16 protein-coding genes are annotated in these 17,047 nt (G+C 57.5%); 8 read left to right on the plus strand and 8 right to left on the minus strand.

Annotated elements, in window-relative coordinates; translation table 11 throughout:
- Positions 1 to 59: 59 nt before the first annotated feature.
- Entirely contained in the window at positions 60 to 533 is a 474-nt protein-coding gene (rplO, locus tag AC2FJB_RS08200; RefSeq protein ID WP_117870187.1) for a 50S ribosomal protein L15, read from the minus strand.
- Between the two features lie 318 nt (positions 534 to 851).
- On the opposite strand from rplO, the gene AC2FJB_RS08205 reads away from it, so the two are divergent.
- The 4 genes from AC2FJB_RS08205 to AC2FJB_RS08220 all read left to right on the plus strand — a co-directional run bounded on the left by AC2FJB_RS08205 (position 852) and on the right by AC2FJB_RS08220 (position 5,299).
- Positions 852 to 1,886, plus strand: a complete 1,035-nt coding sequence (locus tag AC2FJB_RS08205) for a fatty acid desaturase (RefSeq protein ID WP_496682658.1) — start codon at positions 852 to 854, stop codon at positions 1,884 to 1,886.
- 180 nt (positions 1,887 to 2,066) lie between these two features.
- Entirely contained in the window at positions 2,067 to 3,704 is a 1,638-nt protein-coding gene (locus AC2FJB_RS08210; RefSeq protein WP_299899032.1) for a sulfatase-like hydrolase/transferase, read from the plus strand.
- Between the two features lie 668 nt (positions 3,705 to 4,372).
- The gene (locus tag AC2FJB_RS08215; RefSeq protein WP_117870195.1) at positions 4,373 to 4,579 is read left to right on the plus strand and encodes a cold-shock protein; all 207 of its coding nucleotides are present in this window, start codon (positions 4,373 to 4,375) and stop codon (positions 4,577 to 4,579) included.
- A 165-nt stretch (positions 4,580 to 4,744) separates the two neighbouring features.
- Entirely contained in the window at positions 4,745 to 5,299 is a 555-nt protein-coding gene (locus AC2FJB_RS08220; RefSeq protein ID WP_117870197.1) for a L,D-transpeptidase, read from the plus strand.
- 18 nt (positions 5,300 to 5,317) lie between these two features.
- Here AC2FJB_RS08220 and AC2FJB_RS08225 read toward each other — a convergent pair whose 3' ends face one another.
- Positions 5,318 to 5,944, minus strand: coding sequence for an arylesterase (locus AC2FJB_RS08225; RefSeq protein WP_496718047.1), 627 nt, complete (start codon positions 5,942 to 5,944; stop codon positions 5,318 to 5,320).
- 66 nt (positions 5,945 to 6,010) lie between these two features.
- Between AC2FJB_RS08225 and AC2FJB_RS08230 the strand changes: the two genes are divergently transcribed.
- Both AC2FJB_RS08230 and AC2FJB_RS08235 read left to right on the plus strand, forming a co-directional pair.
- Positions 6,011 to 6,706: an ABC transporter ATP-binding protein gene (locus AC2FJB_RS08230; protein ID WP_496718046.1), complete on the plus strand. Its 696-nt coding sequence runs from the start codon at positions 6,011 to 6,013 to the stop codon at positions 6,704 to 6,706.
- Positions 6,703 to 9,231, plus strand: coding sequence for an ABC transporter permease (locus AC2FJB_RS08235; protein ID WP_496718045.1), 2,529 nt, complete (start codon positions 6,703 to 6,705; stop codon positions 9,229 to 9,231). The genes AC2FJB_RS08230 and AC2FJB_RS08235 overlap by 4 nt, the downstream gene beginning before the upstream one ends.
- A 2-nt stretch (positions 9,232 to 9,233) precedes the next feature.
- On the opposite strand, the gene AC2FJB_RS08240 is transcribed toward AC2FJB_RS08235, so the two are convergent.
- Positions 9,234 to 9,680: an RrF2 family transcriptional regulator gene (locus tag AC2FJB_RS08240; RefSeq protein ID WP_170346430.1), complete on the minus strand. Its 447-nt coding sequence runs from the start codon at positions 9,678 to 9,680 to the stop codon at positions 9,234 to 9,236.
- Positions 9,681 to 9,773: 93 nt separating this feature from the next.
- On the opposite strand from AC2FJB_RS08240, the gene AC2FJB_RS08245 reads away from it, so the two are divergent.
- Positions 9,774 to 10,343 (plus strand): gamma-glutamylcyclotransferase family protein, encoded by a 570-nt coding sequence (locus AC2FJB_RS08245; protein WP_496718044.1) that lies wholly within the window; start codon positions 9,774 to 9,776, stop codon positions 10,341 to 10,343.
- A 52-nt stretch (positions 10,344 to 10,395) separates the two neighbouring features.
- Here AC2FJB_RS08245 and gltX read toward each other — a convergent pair whose 3' ends face one another.
- The gene (gene gltX / locus AC2FJB_RS08250) at positions 10,396 to 11,721 is read right to left on the minus strand and encodes a glutamate--tRNA ligase (protein ID WP_299899042.1); all 1,326 of its coding nucleotides are present in this window, start codon (positions 11,719 to 11,721) and stop codon (positions 10,396 to 10,398) included.
- A gap of 75 nt (positions 11,722 to 11,796) precedes the next feature.
- Positions 11,797 to 12,231 (minus strand): DUF1801 domain-containing protein, encoded by a 435-nt coding sequence (locus tag AC2FJB_RS08255; protein WP_496718043.1) that lies wholly within the window; start codon positions 12,229 to 12,231, stop codon positions 11,797 to 11,799.
- 116 nt (positions 12,232 to 12,347) lie between these two features.
- Here AC2FJB_RS08255 and AC2FJB_RS08260 point away from each other — a divergent pair, with 116 nt between their 5' ends.
- Positions 12,348 to 13,280 (plus strand): MBL fold metallo-hydrolase, encoded by a 933-nt coding sequence (locus AC2FJB_RS08260; protein WP_496718042.1) that lies wholly within the window; start codon positions 12,348 to 12,350, stop codon positions 13,278 to 13,280.
- A 4-nt stretch (positions 13,281 to 13,284) separates the two neighbouring features.
- Here the strand turns inward: AC2FJB_RS08260 and AC2FJB_RS08265 are convergent, their stop codons facing one another.
- The 3 genes from AC2FJB_RS08265 to AC2FJB_RS08275 form a co-directional block, all read right to left on the minus strand.
- Positions 13,285 to 14,616, minus strand: a complete 1,332-nt coding sequence (locus tag AC2FJB_RS08265; protein WP_496718041.1) for an NAD(P)/FAD-dependent oxidoreductase — start codon at positions 14,614 to 14,616, stop codon at positions 13,285 to 13,287.
- A gap of 137 nt (positions 14,617 to 14,753) precedes the next feature.
- Positions 14,754 to 14,978, minus strand: coding sequence for a hypothetical protein (locus tag AC2FJB_RS08270; RefSeq protein ID WP_254683721.1), 225 nt, complete (start codon positions 14,976 to 14,978; stop codon positions 14,754 to 14,756).
- Positions 14,979 to 15,291: 313 nt separating this feature from the next.
- Positions 15,292 to 16,950, minus strand: a complete 1,659-nt coding sequence (locus tag AC2FJB_RS08275) for an NAD+ synthase (RefSeq protein ID WP_496718039.1) — start codon at positions 16,948 to 16,950, stop codon at positions 15,292 to 15,294.
- Positions 16,951 to 17,047: the final 97 nt, after the last annotated feature.

A 17,047-nucleotide genomic window follows, 5' to 3' on the forward strand; every position in this document is an offset into this window, starting at 1 on the left:
ACGGCGTCTTGGAAAACTCTGAGGTCTATGTAAGCGGGTCTTTGCCCGCTCACAAGCGATTACTCTGCCGCAGCAGCTTTTGTGACCTTCAGTGAACCGCCCGCTTTCTCAACTGCCTCGACAGCAGATTTCGAAGCACCGGTCACTTCCAGGTTCATCTTGGCGCTGATTTCGCCTTTGGCCAGAACGCGGATACCGTCCAGCTTGCGACGGACCAGACCGGACGCAACCAGAGCGTCTTCGGTGATCGCAGCCGTAGCGTCCAGTTTGCCGGCTTCGACGAATTTCTGGATCAGCCCCAGGTTGACAACGGCGAATTCCTTGCGGTTCGGCTTGTTGAAGCCACGCTTGGGAAGACGCTGGTACAAGGGCATCTGACCGCCTTCATAGCCATTGATGGCTACACCCGAACGGGATTTCTGGCCTTTGATTCCACGGCCACCCATTTTACCTTTGCCGGAACCCGGACCACGACCGACGCGCGTGCGTTTCGTTGAGGCGCCAGGATTGTCGCGCAATTCATTCAGTTTCATTTCGCTTCTCCTAAGCCGGATATGACCCCGAAGCGTGATGGGCCAAACACGGCATTTCTTGGTTTTGATTCTCGTGGCGGAATGCCACCGCAGGCGTATAGGCCCGATAACCACACTTGACAAGCCTGTAGATTGCCATCCGCCTTGCGATGTCGGCAGAGGGTCCCGAACCAGGCTGTCTAAGTGATACAGAAAGGGCACCCCAGCCCGCTTCTGACCGAAAATTGACTGCGAAATATAGCAACTTTGTCAAAAACCTCTTGCCATGCCGGGGTGGTAGTCTATCCGGTTGCCTGCAAACACTAGACTGGCAGGCGTATGACTGAACCCTCTCTCTCGCTCCGGGATAAGCCGGAGACTACCGCTGCACGCGACTGGGTAACGACGCTTGCCAAATATCGCGAACCGGACCAGCTGCGCAGCTTCTTCGAGTTGGGTGTCAGTATTATCCCCTTCTTCGCGTTATGGGGTTTGTCCTGGATGTCGCTGTCAGTCAGCTATTGGCTGGCCTTTGCGATTTCCGTCCTCAACGCGGCCTTCCTGTTGCGACTGTTCGCCATTCAGCATGATTGCGGGCACGGCGCGTTCTTCAAGAATCGAACCATCAGTGACTGGATCGGGCGTGGAATCGGAGTTCTGACGCTGACGCCTTATGACGTCTGGCGCCGCACCCATTCCACACATCACAACAGTTCCGGCAATCTGGGCAAGCGCGGGATGGGCGATATCCACACCCTGACCGTGGCCGAGTATCAGGCCAAAACACCGATGAACAGGTTCTGGTACCGCGTGTATCGAAACCCGATTACCCTGTTCGTGCTTGGCCCTGGCTATCTGTTCCTGTTTCAAAACCGCCTTCCGCTGGGCCTGACAGACAGCGTCAGGTTCTGGGTCAGCGCGATGGCCACCAATCTTGCCATTCTGGTTGCACTCGTGGCCATCTACTATTTTGGCGGGCTGATGCCGATGTTGCTGATCTTCCTGCCCTCGACCCTGATTGCCGCTACGGCCGGAGTTTGGCTGTTCTACGTACAACACCAGTTCGAGGGCACACATTGGGAATCCGATGAAGACTGGCAACTACACGAAGCGGCGTTGCACGGAAGTTCACACTACATCCTGCCCTCGGTGTTGCAGTGGTTCAGCGCCAATATCGGCATCCACCATGTACACCACCTCTACAGCCGAATTCCGTTCTACCGCCTGACCGAAGTGCTGCGCGATCATGATGAGCTGGCGAACAGCAACCGGATGACAATCCGCGAAAGCCTCGCCAACGCGCGCCTGCATCTGTGGGACGAGCAGAGCCGCCGCCTGTTGTCCTTCGCCGAGGCACGAGCACTTTACGGGTAAAGGGCGCGTTCAGCGAGGCTGAGCGCAACCAAAACCTCGCAAACGGTGCACTCATGACTCGCACCCAAGGTGCAGTCGTACGTCTCTAGGCGAAACGCGGCTACTCACTTTCTCCAAATCGAATATTTGACTAATTGCTTCCGGCCGTTATCCTCCATGTGATTTAGTCTGGGGGGACAGATGCGTTTTCACGTTGTTTTTTCACTGGCCGTAACTGCCGCAACACTTCTTCATGCTCAGGATCAGCCGATAGTGCATGACGGTGAGTACCAGTTTCTCAGGGCTCAGTTCGGCGACCGATGGGACGCCCAAGATGCCGATTTGAGCGCAAAGCTGGCAGATATTCGATCCGCCAACAACGACCGCCCTCCGAACATTGTCTATATTCTGATTGACGACGTGAGTTTCGGCCTGATGGGCAATCGAGCGCTGAATTACGTGGCTGGATTTGACACCCCGGAGATCAACGATTTTGCATCAGAAAGCCTGTCGTTGATGCGAATGTATACAGAGCCATCATGTACCCCTACGCGAACTGCATTCCTGACAGGTCGACACCCTGTTCGTGCAGGCCAGGAAGAAGTTAAGGTTGCATTGGTTGGCGAAGGTCTGTCGGCGGACGAAGTGACTCTGGCAGAGATCCTAAAGAAAGCGGGATATAACACCGCCCATGTTGGCAAGTGGCATCAGGGGGACATTGAGCAATCGTTCCCGCATAATCAGGGGTTTGATCAGGCGTTCTTTCCCGTTCATCAGCAAGTGCAGTTGAGCTTGATGACTCCCGAAGCCGCGGCAGCGACCAACCTGAATGGTTGGCACCGGTCCACACAATCTGGTCAGTTTGCCATCGACGAGTTGTTCAAACCTTACGGGCTTGTAACGGGCCTGGAAGCTGAAGAAGGAGGTTTGGCCCGTGAAGTCGATCTTGCTCCGGGTGAAGAATGGACGCAGGCGCATTACGAACGGATGAACGAACGCTACCAAGCTCAGGCGATGGAGCAGCTTGAAAGGCTTTCACAGGAAGACGCTCCGTTCTTTCTTCAATACTGGCCATTGTACCCGCTGAACTTCACCTATTCCGAACAGCAAACCAGCCGGAATGGCGGCTTCATGGCGGACAAGATGGAAGTTGTGGATGCATGGATAGGAGAGTTGCTGTCCAGGATTGATGACTTGGGCGTGTCCGAAAACACGCTTGTCGTCCTGATGGCGGACAACGGGATTTTCAAGCAGTATTCCCCGGATTCAGGAATGATGGAACTGATCTATCGGGGCGGAAAAGCTGAACATCTTGAGGGAGGCGTGCGCGTCGATGCTTTTGTCAGATGGCCGGCCGCAATCGAAGCGGGCAGCTATGCCGGTGATATTATTCATGTCTCAGACCTGTACACCACGCTTGCCCGGATCGCGGGCGGCAGTGAACATATCCCGCGTGATCGGGTAATTGACGGGATCGACCAGACGGCCTTGCTATTGGAGGGCGAAGGGAATTCACGCCGAGACTATGTCTATATCTATGAAGGCCCTGTTTTGCGTTCGATTGTTAAGCAGGAATTCAAGATGCACATGCCGCCGCCGGGTGTGCCCGGCGCCGCAGCCCCGGTTTTCAATATACTGCGTGACCCTCGTGAATCCACGCCGGACATCGGCGGCTCACTCTGGTCCGGTGCGTCCTTTCAGGACATGATGAAGAGGCACCAGAAGATGATCGAAAAGTACCCTCACCTGCCACTGGGCAAAGGTGTGCCCTATGGAGGGATCGAGAATCTGCGCCCGGAAAGTGAAAAGGCCCGCGAAGTGTTTTCGAGCTGGCAGTGAGAGTAGGTTAGTACTTTCGGTCAGCCGGTTCGACGGAAAGACATCAAGAAAGCCCATATGCCCCTGAAAGAGGGTAAAACCATCGACATGTCCACTTGTCTCTGGCCACCCCGTCTTGGGCACGACCTGTCCAATGGCAAACAGCACCGCGACCAGCGTGGCTGCGGAAAAAGGGCGTGACCTTCTGATTGAGAGAGCCTGGGGCAGCATGAATGCCAAGCCGCACAGCAGCCGTGATAATCAAGAGTGGCCGCTCAATCCGTTTGACACTGCTGGGCAAGGCAGCAACGCGGTAGAAGAACCTTCGCCCCCGGGAATGCGGGCACTGTGGACATCGCTCGTGCCGTGACCAGATCACGGGCCTGGTTAACGGATTCTGATTTCCGTTTGTATGCTCCGACCCAAAAAACACATCATATAGAAAGCACTCAAAACGATGGCCAAACCCGTCGGCGGAATCTTGTACAAACCGGACAATTGACCCGCAAACCCTTGCACAAATCCAACAAAATCTCTTGTCACAGTCTCGCCCCGATGCCATATGAATAGAGCTTACGTTTATCTTTTCGACCTACTGTCTCCTTCATCGGCAGTCAGTCTATCGATACAGACCGACGACGCCAGGCTGCCGCAACTCCGTGGGCAGCACTAAAACAGGAGACACGGATATGCCTACAGGCACCGTAAAATGGTTCAATACCACTAAAGGCTTCGGCTTCATCGCACCGGATGAGGGCGGCAAAGATGTATTCGTACACATTTCGGCCGTCGAACGTTCGGGCCTGACCGGCCTGGCCGACAACCAGAAAGTCACGTACGAGCTGCGTGCCGGTCGTGACGGCCGCGAAAGCGCCGACAGCATCCAGCTGGCCTAAGCTTGATATCGGGTGAGGGGATCCCCCTCGCCCTCTTCCCGCCGCGACCTTCGGTGGCAGGCAGGACACATCACGTCCACGTGATGTCTGCCCTAGAATTGACCAAATATCATATCATGATGAAACTGGTACTCAGGTTTTATTGGTCATTCGATGAGGGTTTCGATGTTTACACGCCGTATTTTTTTGGCTGGGGCTGCGGCCAGCATGTTGCCGGGTATCGCCAACGCGAAAAAAGCGGTCGAGTATGATCCGACACCGCAATTCGTGCGCATCAAAAAGCAGTTTGTGCCCGGTCAGTTGCTGGTCGCCCCCCGCTCGTTCTATCTTTACTACGTGACTGAACCTCGCAAAGCGATCCGCTATGGCTGCGGTGTCGGCAAGGCCGGGCTGGAGTTTACCGGCACAGCTACCATCGATGTGAAAAAGGAATGGCCGACCTGGCGTCCGACCATTGAAATGATCGAACGTGATCCCGTCGCTTACGCAAAATTCAAGGACAATGACTATGTCCAACCCGGAGGCGGAGACAACCCACTGGGCGCGCGGGCACTGTATCTGTTCCAGAACGGTGTCGATACCTATTTCCGTATCCACGGCACGACACAGCCGCAAACCATCGGTCGGGCAGTGTCCAACGGTTGCATTCGAATGCTGAACGAGCATGTGATCGATTTATACAACCGGGTCCCAATCGGAACTGTCGTTACAGTCGTCTGATCGTCCTTGGGTGGGCGCTTATCTTTCTCCACCGGCTTGATCAACAAGCTTCAGCACGGACGGGCCCAGAGATTCAACGATCTTTGCCACCCCATCCGCGTTTGGATGTATTCCGTCAGACTGCATGAACTGTGATACCGCACCGGGGTCACCCCCTGCTGCAAGCCCTTCAAAGAAACCAGCGGCGAAGAGGACGTCGAACTCGTTCGCCAAGTCAGGGTACATCCCGTCGAAAGCTTGCTTGTAATCGGCCCCGTAGTTACCCGGAGCCTGCATGCCGATCAGCAGAACCGGTACATTCGCGTCACGCGCCACGTCCAGGATCCTGCGCAGATTGGCCTTCGAGACGGCTGGATCGATCCCACGCAACACGTCATTACCGCCAAGGGCAACAATCATACCGTCCACATCCGGGGTCAGGGTCCAATCCACGCGCGCGGCCCCGCCCGCTGTGGTATCGCCCGAAACGCCGGCGTTGATTACCCTGACATCCGCCCCCCGCGCGTGCAGCCAACGGTCAAGCTGCGGAACAAACCCGCTCTCCTCCACCAGCCCATAGCCCTGAGTCAGCGAGTCACCCAAAGCCGCAATCACCACTTGTTCGGCTGTGGCCGCAAAACCGCACCACGTGAAAAGGCCTGCCATCAAAGCCTTGCGCAATGTAGTGATCGCTCCATATCCCAAAAGACCGCTCCTTTTTCGGGTAGACCCATGACGACTGCTGTTCTTGCCCTCCAAAATGCCGCTTTGTCCCTGGATGGCAATGCCGGGCGGGTCGATATTCTGCATGACATTTCATTGACTGTGAACAAGGGCGAGACGCTGGGGCTTATCGGGCCTTCGGGCTCGGGCAAGTCTTCGCTGCTGATGTTGATGGGAGGGTTGGAACAGGCCACGCGCGGTCAGGTCGTCGCTCTGGGTCAGGACCTGACCGGAATGGATGAGGACGCACTGGCCCGGTTTCGACGCGACAGTATGGGGGTGGTGTTTCAGAACTTCCATCTGATCCCGACAATGACGGCACTTGAAAACGTGGCGACCCCACTGGAACTGGCGGGGCACAAGGATGCGTTCGACCGGGCCGGGAATGAGCTGGAAGCCGTGGGCCTGTCGCATCGTTGTGATCATTATCCGGCGCAACTTTCGGGCGGTGAACAACAACGTGTTGCTTTGGCGCGAGCATCTGCGCCACGTCCCAAAATCCTGTTGGCTGATGAACCGACCGGGAATCTGGACGAAACGAATGGCGCCGCGATTGTTGATCTGCTGTTTGGTTTACGCCGGAAATACGATGCGACCCTGGTTCTGGTGACACACAGCCTTTCGTTGGCAGAAAGATGTGATCGGGTCGTTCGGTTACGCGACGGCAGGATCACCGAAGAGACCCGGCAGGAGGCTGCGGAATGAGCCTGCGGATGGCCGGGCGGCTCGCGCGTCGCGAGTTGCGCGGTGGCCTGCGCGGTTTTCGGATATTGCTTGCCTGTCTGGCGCTGGGGGTCGCAGCAATTGCCGCCGTCGGATCGGTCCGTACAGCCATCCAGACGGGGCTGGCAAAAGAAGGAGCATCGCTGCTGGGCGGCGATGCCGAACTTGAGTTCACCTATCGTTTTGCCGACCAGCGCGAGCGCGCCTGGATGCAACAGGCGTCTGCGCGAGTTTCCGAGGTTGTCGATTTCCGCTCGATGGCCGTTGTGCCCGGCGCTACAGATCCGGAACGAGCACTGACTCAGGTCAAGTCGGTCGACAATGCATACCCACTCACTGGGACGGTTCGGCTGGAACCCGACATCCCGCTGCAAGACGCCCTGAACGGCAGTTCCGACTTACCCGGGGCCGTGATGGAACCCGCGCTGATAGACCGGCTTGGGGTGTCCATCGGTGATCGGTTTGCGCTTGGTACGCAAGAGTTCATCCTGACAGCGGCCTTGCTGAACGAGCCCGATAGCGCGGCGGATGGATTTGGCCTTGGGCCGCGCACTCTGGTACGAACCGAGGCGTTGCAGGCGTCCGGTCTGCTGGAACCCGGAACGCTGTTTTCGACAAAATACAGGATGATCTTGCCCCAGAACGCAAACCTTTCGGATGTATCCGCAAAGGCTGATGCGGCATTCGAAGGCACCGGGATGCGCTGGACGGATGCGCGCAACGGTGCCCCCGGAATATCCGAGTTCGTCAATCGCCTGAGTGCTTTTCTGGTCCTTGTCGGGCTGTCCGGGCTTGCCGTCGGCGGCATCGGCGTGTCTGCTGCCGTGCGTGCTTATCTGACGCAGAAGACGGAAACCGTTGCGACGCTGCGCACCTTGGGGGCCGATCGCGCCACCATTTTTCAAACCTACATGATTCAAATTGGCGTGCTGTCTGTCATCGGGATCGTGATCGGCCTGACCCTGGGTGGATTGGCACCGCTTGTTCTGGCCCCACTGCTGGAAAGCCAATTGCCGGTTCCCGCAGTGTTTTCCCTGTATCCACAGCCGCTGATTGAGGCAGCAATTTACGGTCTGCTTACAGCGTTCTTGTTCACCCTTTGGCCTTTGGCCCGAACCGAGGATGTGCGCGCCGCGACGTTGTTTCGCGACGCATTAAACTCGGCCCGCCCCTTTCCGCGGCTTGTTTTTGTCGTGGCGACAGGAGTTGGGTTGTCGTTGCTGATCGCCCTTGCTTCATGGTTCAGCAGCTCAACCCGGCTCACCCTCTGGACCAGTGGCGGGCTCGTTGGCGCACTGGCGCTCTTGAGCCTCGCCGCTTATGCCGTTCGCAAACTGGCCCGGGCGAGTGCTCCGTTGGCCCGCGGCCGACCCACACTGAGATGGGCATTGTCCGCCATCTCAGACCCGCGCGAAGGCGCAGGGTCTGTGGTTCTGTCATTGGGGCTGGGCTTGTCAGTGCTGGCTGCGGTCGGGCAGATCGACGGTACCCTGCGAAATGCTATTTCGGGCAACCTGCCGGATGTCGCGCCTTCGTACTTCTTTGTAGACATCCAGAAGGATCAAATGCCCGGCTTCACCGAGCGCCTGCAAAGCGATCCCGCAGTCAGCCGCATTGAAAGCGCACCGATGTTGCGCGGGATCATCACGCAGATCAACGGCCGGCCCGCTCGGGACGTGGCCGGAGATCACTGGGTGCTGGAAGGGGATCGCGGCGTGACCTATTCGGTTCAACCTCCGCCGAACGCACGCCTGACCGCAGGGGAATGGTGGGCTGAAAACTACGCGGGTGCGCCTCAGGTCAGTTTTGCCGCAGAAGAAGCTGAAGAGATGGGTCTGAACCTGGGCGACCAGCTGACCGTCAATATCCTGGGGCGTGACATCACGGCAGAACTGACGTCCCTGCGCGAGGTGGATTTCTCCACGGCGGGAATGGGCTTTGTCATGTCGATGAACCCGTCTGCGCTGGCTGGTGCACCGCACAGCTTTATCGCGACAGTCTATGCCGAAGAACAGGCGGAGGCGGCCATCCTGCGGGATCTTGCAGGCCAGTTCCCCAATATCACGGCCATTCGGGTGCGCGACGCCATTGACCGTGTATCGGGCCTGTTGGCAGGCATCGCCGCAGCAACCTCGTATGGCGCAGGAGTATCTCTGGTGACCGGATTTCTGGTGCTGATCGGCGCAGCGGCGGCGGGCGAACCTGCCCGCAGATACGAAGCAGCAATCCTCAAGACATTAGGTGCAGACCGCGGCCATATTCTGCGCAGCTTTGGCCTGCGATCTGTTCTGCTTGGGGCCGCCGCGGGTTGCGTCGCGCTGTTCGTTGGTATTCTGGGCGGCTGGGCCGTCGCCACCTACATCTTCGACACAGAGTTCACGGTCATCTGGTCATCGGCCTTCGGGATCGTTCTGGCCGGGATAGGCGTCACGTTATGTGCAGGACTGGCATTTGCCCTGCGTCCACTTTCGGTGCGTCCGGCGCGCATATTGCGCGCGAGCGATTGAAATCAGCGCACGCAGGCCACAGGCTGCAAGAGCCTAAGCAGCGGATCATTGTCACATACCAACGCATCCAGGGTAACATCGTCCAGGGACGCATAGAACACCTCTGCCGCATCCTGAAGCGCAAGCCTCAACCGGCAGGCATCCGTGAGCGGGCACGTGTTGTCAGCGTCGGCGAAACACTCGGCAATGGGCAAAGCGCCTTCAACATGCCGGAATACCGCACCGATGCGTATCTGGTCCGCCGGGCGCGCCAGCGACATTCCACCGTTACGACCGCGCTGCGTGCTCAGATAATTCAGCTGGCTCAACTGATTGATCACCTGCGCCAGATGGTTTTCCGAAATGTTGCACACTTCGGCGATTTCGGATTTCGTGACCAGCCTGTCCGGGTGAGCTGCGCAATACATCAACAGGCGCACAGCGATATTCGTCCGTTTGGTAATCCGCATGAGGGCCTCCCTAAACTCAAGATGCAACCTTATTGCATGTCCGGGAAAAAAGCGGTTTGACATACATCAATCGACCGAAAGGACACTTCTCGGATGGCCGACCCCTATTTCTTTGGCTATGGCAGCCTTGTGAACCTCGCGACGCATGATTTTCCCGATCCGCGCCCCGCGCGACTGAAAGGTTGGCGGCGGGCCTGGAGGCACACTGATCTGCGCCCCGTGGCATTTCTGACTGCTGTGCCCGACCCCGAGTCTGAGATCGACGGCATGATTGCGCATGTGCCAAAAAATGACTGGGCCGCGCTGGATGAGCGGGAATGGGCGTATGACCGAATTCCTGCAACGCATTCGGTTTCGCATCCCCTGACTCACAATGTCGAAATAGCTGTCTACGCCGTCCCGCAAGATCGGCACAGCCAGCCCAGCAATCACCACCCGTTGCTGCTCAGCTATATCGATGTTGTCGTGCAGGGTTACTTGCGGGCCTTCGGCGAGGACGGCGCGGATCGATTCTTTGAGACGACAACCGGCTGGGACGCCCCGATCCTGAATGATCGCGCCGAACCGCGTTATCCACGCCACCAGCAACTCAAACCTGTCGAGCGTGATTTTGTCGATGACCGCCTGACCAGTTTGTCGGTTCGGATTGAGCAACCGGCTTGACGAAAAAGAGCCACGCCGATGACGTGGCCCATAACTGTAGTGTACCACAGCGTTAGCCGCGCGCGCGGATCACCTGCAGCAGCGGCATCAAAGCAGCCATTTCCGGGCCGCGCTCCATGCCGGTCAGCGCTTTGCGCAATGGCATGAACAGGCCTTTGCCTTTGCGACCGGTTGCCTCTTTCACGGCTTTGGTCCAGGTGCTCCAGGTCTCGCCGTCGAACGGACCCTCGGGCAGCAAAGCCATCGCCTCGGCAATGAATTCCTGATCTTCTTCGGCGATCAAGGGATCGGCCCCGTCACGGCACAGCTCCCACCAGCCCTTGAGATCGGCCAGGGTGGTGGTGTTTTCACGGGCCATGGCCCAGAAAGGCTCGGCCAATTCATCAGGAACGCCGGCATCCGCAACAGCACCGGCCACATCGGCCAGCGGCAGCGATTGCAAATGTTTGGCGGTCAGCGGGAACAGATCCTGTACATCGAACTTGGTCGGTGCGGCGCCAAATCGGTTCACATCGAACCCGTCGATCAGCTCTTCCACTTCCGAGCGCAGCTCGACCGGATCCGACGAGCCCAGACGCGCCATCAGGCTCAGCAACGCCATTGGCTGCACACCCTGTTCACGAAGATCGCGCAAGGCCAGCGTGCCCAGCCGTTTCGACAATGCCTCACCCTGCGGACCTGTCAGCAGAGAATGGTGGGCAAAACGCGGACAACGCCCGCCCAACGCCTTGATGATCTGGATCTGCGTCGCCGTGTTGGTCACATGGTCTGAACCACGTACAACATCAGTTACGCCCATTTCAGTATCATCCACAACCGACGCAATCGTATAGAGAACCTGACCATCGCCACGGATCAGAACCGGATCGGAAACCGACGCCGCATCAATCGAGATGTCGCCAAGAATGCCGTCATTCCATTCGATACGTTCATGATCCAGCTTGAAGCGCCAGACGCCATTGCCACGTTCGGCGCGCAAGGCTTCTTTCTCGGCCTCCGACAGGTTCAGCGCAGCGCGGTCATAGACCGGCGGCTTGCCCATGTTCAGTTGCTTCTTGCGCTTCAGATCCAGTTCGGTCGGCGTTTCGAATGCCTCGTACAAACGGCCCATCGCGCGCAGCTTATCGGCCGCCTCGGCATAGCGATCCAGACGGTCCGACTGACGCTCGACCCGGTCCCAATGCAAACCCAGCCATTCCAGGTCCTGCTTGATGGCATCGACATATTCTTCTTTCGACCGCTCAGGGTCGGTATCATCGATGCGCAGGATGAACGTACCGCCTGCTTTGCGGGCAATCAGATAGTTCATCAGGGCGGTGCGCAGGTTGCCCACATGGATGTAACCGGTGGGCGACGGGGCAAAACGGGTGGTTGTCATGGGTGTCTCCTGTTGGCGCGGCTCTTGTCACATGGGGGCGTTTTTGTCCAGCCGCCGCTTGGTCCATCAGGTGATTCAGAAAGGTTTTACCGGCCACACCCTGTTGAGATCGTCCAATCCGGCGCCAATTAGCTCGGACAATACTCCCGTGTCGATATCCGCCAGCTTGTTGACATAAAGACAGGACTTACCCAGTTTGTGCTTTCCCAATCTGGCCACCAGATCTCCAAAATCTGCGTAACCCGGCATGATATAAATCACCAAAGCTGATTTGCGCGGTGAAAAGCCGGTTGCCAGAAAGTCCCCTTCACGACCCGATTTATAGCGATAGTGGTAGCGGCCATACCCGATGATCGACGGTCCCCACATGAGCGGTGTATACCCGGTGGTGGCGCGAAACAGTTTGTCAAGCTCGCGCGCGTCTTCGGCGCGACGTGCCGGTTGAACCGTTGTCAGGAAATGCTCAACGCTTTGATCCGTCGGAACTGTCTTGTTGTCTGATCGCGCCATGAACAAAATTTAACACGTAATATTCATCCATGCACCCTATCTGGATGGCGTATAAACTGGCAACAGACTCACGACGCCCTAACTGAACCAATGAAGTCCTGACAGGGAGAACGAAGATGACAATTAAACTCACACGCCGCGCCGCTTTGGGAACTGCTGCCGCCTTGCCGTTTGCAACTGCGGCCGCACCGGTTCTGGCCGCAAGCCCGGAAACCAAAGCAAACTCGAGCATCGCCAAGTCATTTCATGTTGGCGACTTCACGGTCACGACCCTGCTGGATGGCAGCTTTCCACGCGACGGAGTCAAAGAGATTTTTGGGGGCGGAGCGTCGGACGAAGAATTCGCCCGGGTTTCTTCTGAGAACTTTATTCCAGCGGACGTCACACAGTTTTTCTTTACCCCCTCGCTGGTCAATACAGGCTCAGAGCTGGTTCTGTTCGATACCGGCCTGGGGCAAGGCGGCATACAGGCCGCTCTGGCAGATGCAGGTGTGACCCCGGATCAGATCGATGTGGTCGTGATAACGCATATGCACCCTGACCATATCGGTGGCATGACGACCGAAGGCACGCCCACCTTCGCCAATGCGCGCTACGTGACGGCGGCTTCGGAATATGATTTTTGGGCTGCGCAGGACGCAGGCAATCGTGTGGGCGATCTGGTCGCTGAAAAAGTCACACCACTGGCCGAGAAAATGACCTTTGTCGAAGACGGGGGCGAGGTTGCCGCTGGCATTACCGCGGTTGCCGCTTTTGGCCACACACCGGGCCACACGGTTTACCATCTGGAAAGCAACGGGCAACGTCTGGTGCTGACAGCGGATTTGGCCAACCACTATGTCTGGTCTTTCGCGCATCCCGAATGGGAAGTCCGGTTCGATATGGACAAGGCCGCAGCAACTGCCGCACGCCGCAATGTCCTTGGCATGCTGGCTGCCGACAAGGTGCCTATGGTCGGCTATCACATGCCTTTCCCCGGTGCTGGTTATGTTGAGGCACGCGGAGAAGGCTTCCGCTTTGTCCCGGTCAGCTACCAGATGATGGGCTAAGCTTTCAGTACCCCGGATCCGGTCGCACTTTTGAACCGTCGCTGAACCGCGACAAGCGAAAGGCAGCCGGATCCACGCAAGGCACTGTTTCTGAAACCAGATCAGCCATCAGTCGTCCCGCCCCGGGTCCGATTCCAAAACCATGGCCTGAAAACCCCGTGGCGATGTACATTCCCGGCAGGTCACCCACGCCCGAGATGACCGGAATGGCATCCGGGGTCACATCGATCATACCTGCCCAGCTTTGTACGATCTCGCTTTTTTGCAAAGCGGGATATCCCTTGCACGCGCTGGCCCAGGCGCGTCGCAACGTTTTTTGCGACGGTTCAGGGTCCAGGATCCGGCACCGTTCGAATGGTGTCACATCGGTTGGCAGCCATATCCGGTTCTGTTTTGCTTCGACCGTCCAGCGTTTGGACAGGCGAAAGCGCAGAGATTTCCACTCCTGTGCGAAAGCTGGCAGGAACCGCATCGCCAACCGGAAACTGTCCGGCACGATGTCCACAGTATTCTCGTGACCGGACGCAATTGTGTAACCACCATCGGCCCGTTTTCGGATCGCAAAGTCATCCGACCACAACGATGCCTCGGGCCCCTCTGCGATGGGGGATGTGCGCAGCACCGTATTCAGGACTTTCAGCTGCGGCAGTTCGATCCCCGCATTGCCAGCAAACAGGCGCGACCACGCGCCTCCGGCCAGAACGACACTGCTGCTGGCAACTTTGCCGCGTTCCGTGAAAACACCAGCGATACAGCCAGCCTGAACGTCCACACTGCGTACGGCGCAATTCGTCATGATCACAGCGCCCCGATCCTGCGCAGCCTGGGCGATTGCAGGGGCTGTCCATTGTGGTTCAGCACGTCCGTCCTGCGGCATGTACAGCGCGGTTACAATGCCCGTTTGGTTGCCGTGCAAAAGGTCTGCCAACTCACCGCCCGAAACCATCCGTGCGCCGGTCTGCAAACCCTCCACGTGGTGCAGCCAACGTTCCATGTTCCTCGCATCCCGCTTACCTGATGCGCCAAAAAGGATACCGGATTGGGTATAACCTGTCTTGCGGTCCAGCCGGTGATCCAGCGTCTGCCAGATGCGCAACGATTCTTGCATCAGGGGAATTTCCCTTGGGTCCCGCATCCCAAGACGGACCCACCCCCAGTTGCGAGAGCTTTGTTCGGAGGCAATCTGCCCTTTTTCGCACAAAAGGACCGAGGCGCCCCGCTCTGCAAGTTCCAGCGCGGTTGAAACGCCAATGATACCGCCGCCAATGACCACAACATCAACGGATTTTGGCAGGGCAAGATCAGATTCTACAGGAGTCGGTTTAGGAGCGGTCATCGATAGGCCTTACTCTGTCGCTTGGACCGTTATGGAGACCAAGAGACAAAGCATAGGCAATACAAACCGTCACCGCGACCAAGCGAATTTTGGCATCTGTGACCCAGACGCCTGAGGCTATGAATGCGGGCCGAAGATTACGCTGCGCCGGACAGTTCCGCCCATTTCTGGCGCAAGATCGCAGACAACCGTTTTTCTTTCAGTGCTGCTTGTGCAGACACATCTTCCTGTGGAAGCAATTGCGGAAACTCTGGCCGCAACATCGCCACTCTCTGATCTTCCGACTGCCGCTGCTCATTCAACAAATCGGCAATTGCTGAATCCAGCTTCTCTTCATCCAACTCTTGCGGCGGAGATTCCATTGTACGCCATCTCAAAGGCGCATGAAGCGATCTTTCATAGTCCTCGTACATTTTAACACCAAACCATTCACTCAGACATCCAACCCCGGATACGTCGCGTTCACCAAAATCAACTTTGCAACTTCAACAAACAATGCGTCGCATCCGCCCCACATTGGGCAACTTCCAAGCAAAAATGTGTCAGAAAAATGTCATCCAAACAAGTCTGGGATGGCCTTTTTTGCCTCTTTCCACAGGCAACACCCCCCGACCTGGGAACAATGCGCGCAAAGGAAACTTCACTGTTTCCAATTACCTGGTGAACCTTCGGCTTTCAGCGACGTTCGCGCCAGCGATTCACGATCGGGTACCGCCGGTCCAGCCAGAATGCCCGTTTGCTCAGGCGCGTACCCGGAGCGGACTGGAAACGCTTGTACTCGCTGATATAGATCAGATGTTCGACCCTTGTCGCATCCGCCTCGTCAAATCCAGCGGCGACACAATCCGCGATGGACCCATCCTGATCGACCAGAATATCAAGTATCCCGTCCAGTACGGGATAGTCCGGCAGGCTGTCGCTGTCCTTCTGATCCTCACGCAGTTCGGCGCTAGGTGGCTTGTCGATGACTGACGGGCGAATGACCTTTCCGTCAGGCCCCATCATCCAGTTTCGATGATTGGCGTTGCGCCAACGGCAGGTTTCGAACACGCGGGTTTTGTACAGATCCTTGATCGGGTTGTAACCGCCATTCATGTCGCCGTAGATCGTGGCATAACCTACCGCGACCTCGGACTTGTTGCCGGTGGTCAACAGCATTTCACCAAACTTGTTCGAGATCGCCATCAGCAATAGCCCGCGCAGGCGGGACTGAATGTTTTCCTCGGTCAATCCCTCATCCAACCCCGCAAACAACGGAGCCAGAGTGTTGGTGACAGCAGCCCGGCTTTCCGAAATCGGCACATAGTCATAGTGCACGCCCAGTGCATTGGCGGCGGCCTCGGCATCGTCCAATGACGCTTGGCTGGTATATTCCGACGGCAACATCACGCAGCGAACGTTGTCGGCCCCGATAGCGTCCACCGCGATAGTTGCCACCAACGCGGAATCGATCCCGCCAGACAATCCCAGTAATGCCTTTTTGAAACCGGTCTTGCCCATATAGTCCCGCAGGGATTGAACCATCGCGCGATAGTCCTGCTCCCACACATCCGGCTGAGGCACGATCTCGGCAGGCACAATGCGCCAGCCATCATCGCCACGCGCAAGATCCACCTGCGCAACCACTTCGTCAAACACCGGCATCCGGAAGGCCAGTTCTCCGCCCGGGTTGAGACCGAAGCTGGCACCGTCAAACACCTGATCGTCCTGCCCGCCAACCATGTTCAGGTAGATCAGCGGCAGGCCCGTTTCGACCACGCGCGCGACCATATGGTTCAGACGTACATCGTATTTGTTCCGGAAATAGGGCGATCCATTGGGGATCAGCAGAAACTCGGCCCCGGCTTCCTCAAGCGTTTCCGCCACATCCGGGTGCCAGCCATCCTCGCAGATGGGGCTGCCGATCCGGAAGTTGCCAACCGAATACGGACCGCCCAGAGGACCCGCATCATACAGGCGCACTTCGTCGAAAACAGTCTCATTCGGCAGGTGGTGCTTTAGAACCTTGCTGGTGATCCGCCCCCCCTTCAGGATCAGATAAGCGTTATACAGCTTTCCGTCATCGACCCACGGACCACCCAAGGCAATCGCGGGCCCTTTGGCGCATTTCTCGGCCAGAGACTCGACCGCATCCATGGCCGCGTGATGAAACACCGGCTTCAGAACAAGATCCTGCGTGTTGTAGCCGGTGATGAACATCTCGGGGAACGCCACCAGATCGGCACCCTCGGCCTTGCCTTGTTCCCACACGGCAACGACCTTGGCCGCGTTACCTTCGATATCCCCTACTGTCGGGTTCAATTGCGCCAGAGTGATGCGGAATCGGTCGGCCATGCTGCCCTCTTGCCTCGTCAGTCCTATTGCCATTTAGCAGATCACCGCGCGAGTAAAAGGCCAATGCGGCAAAACCCGTTGCCCTGCCCTCGACGGT

The sequence above is a fragment of the Ruegeria sp. CDSC085 genome (assembly GCF_059610465.1).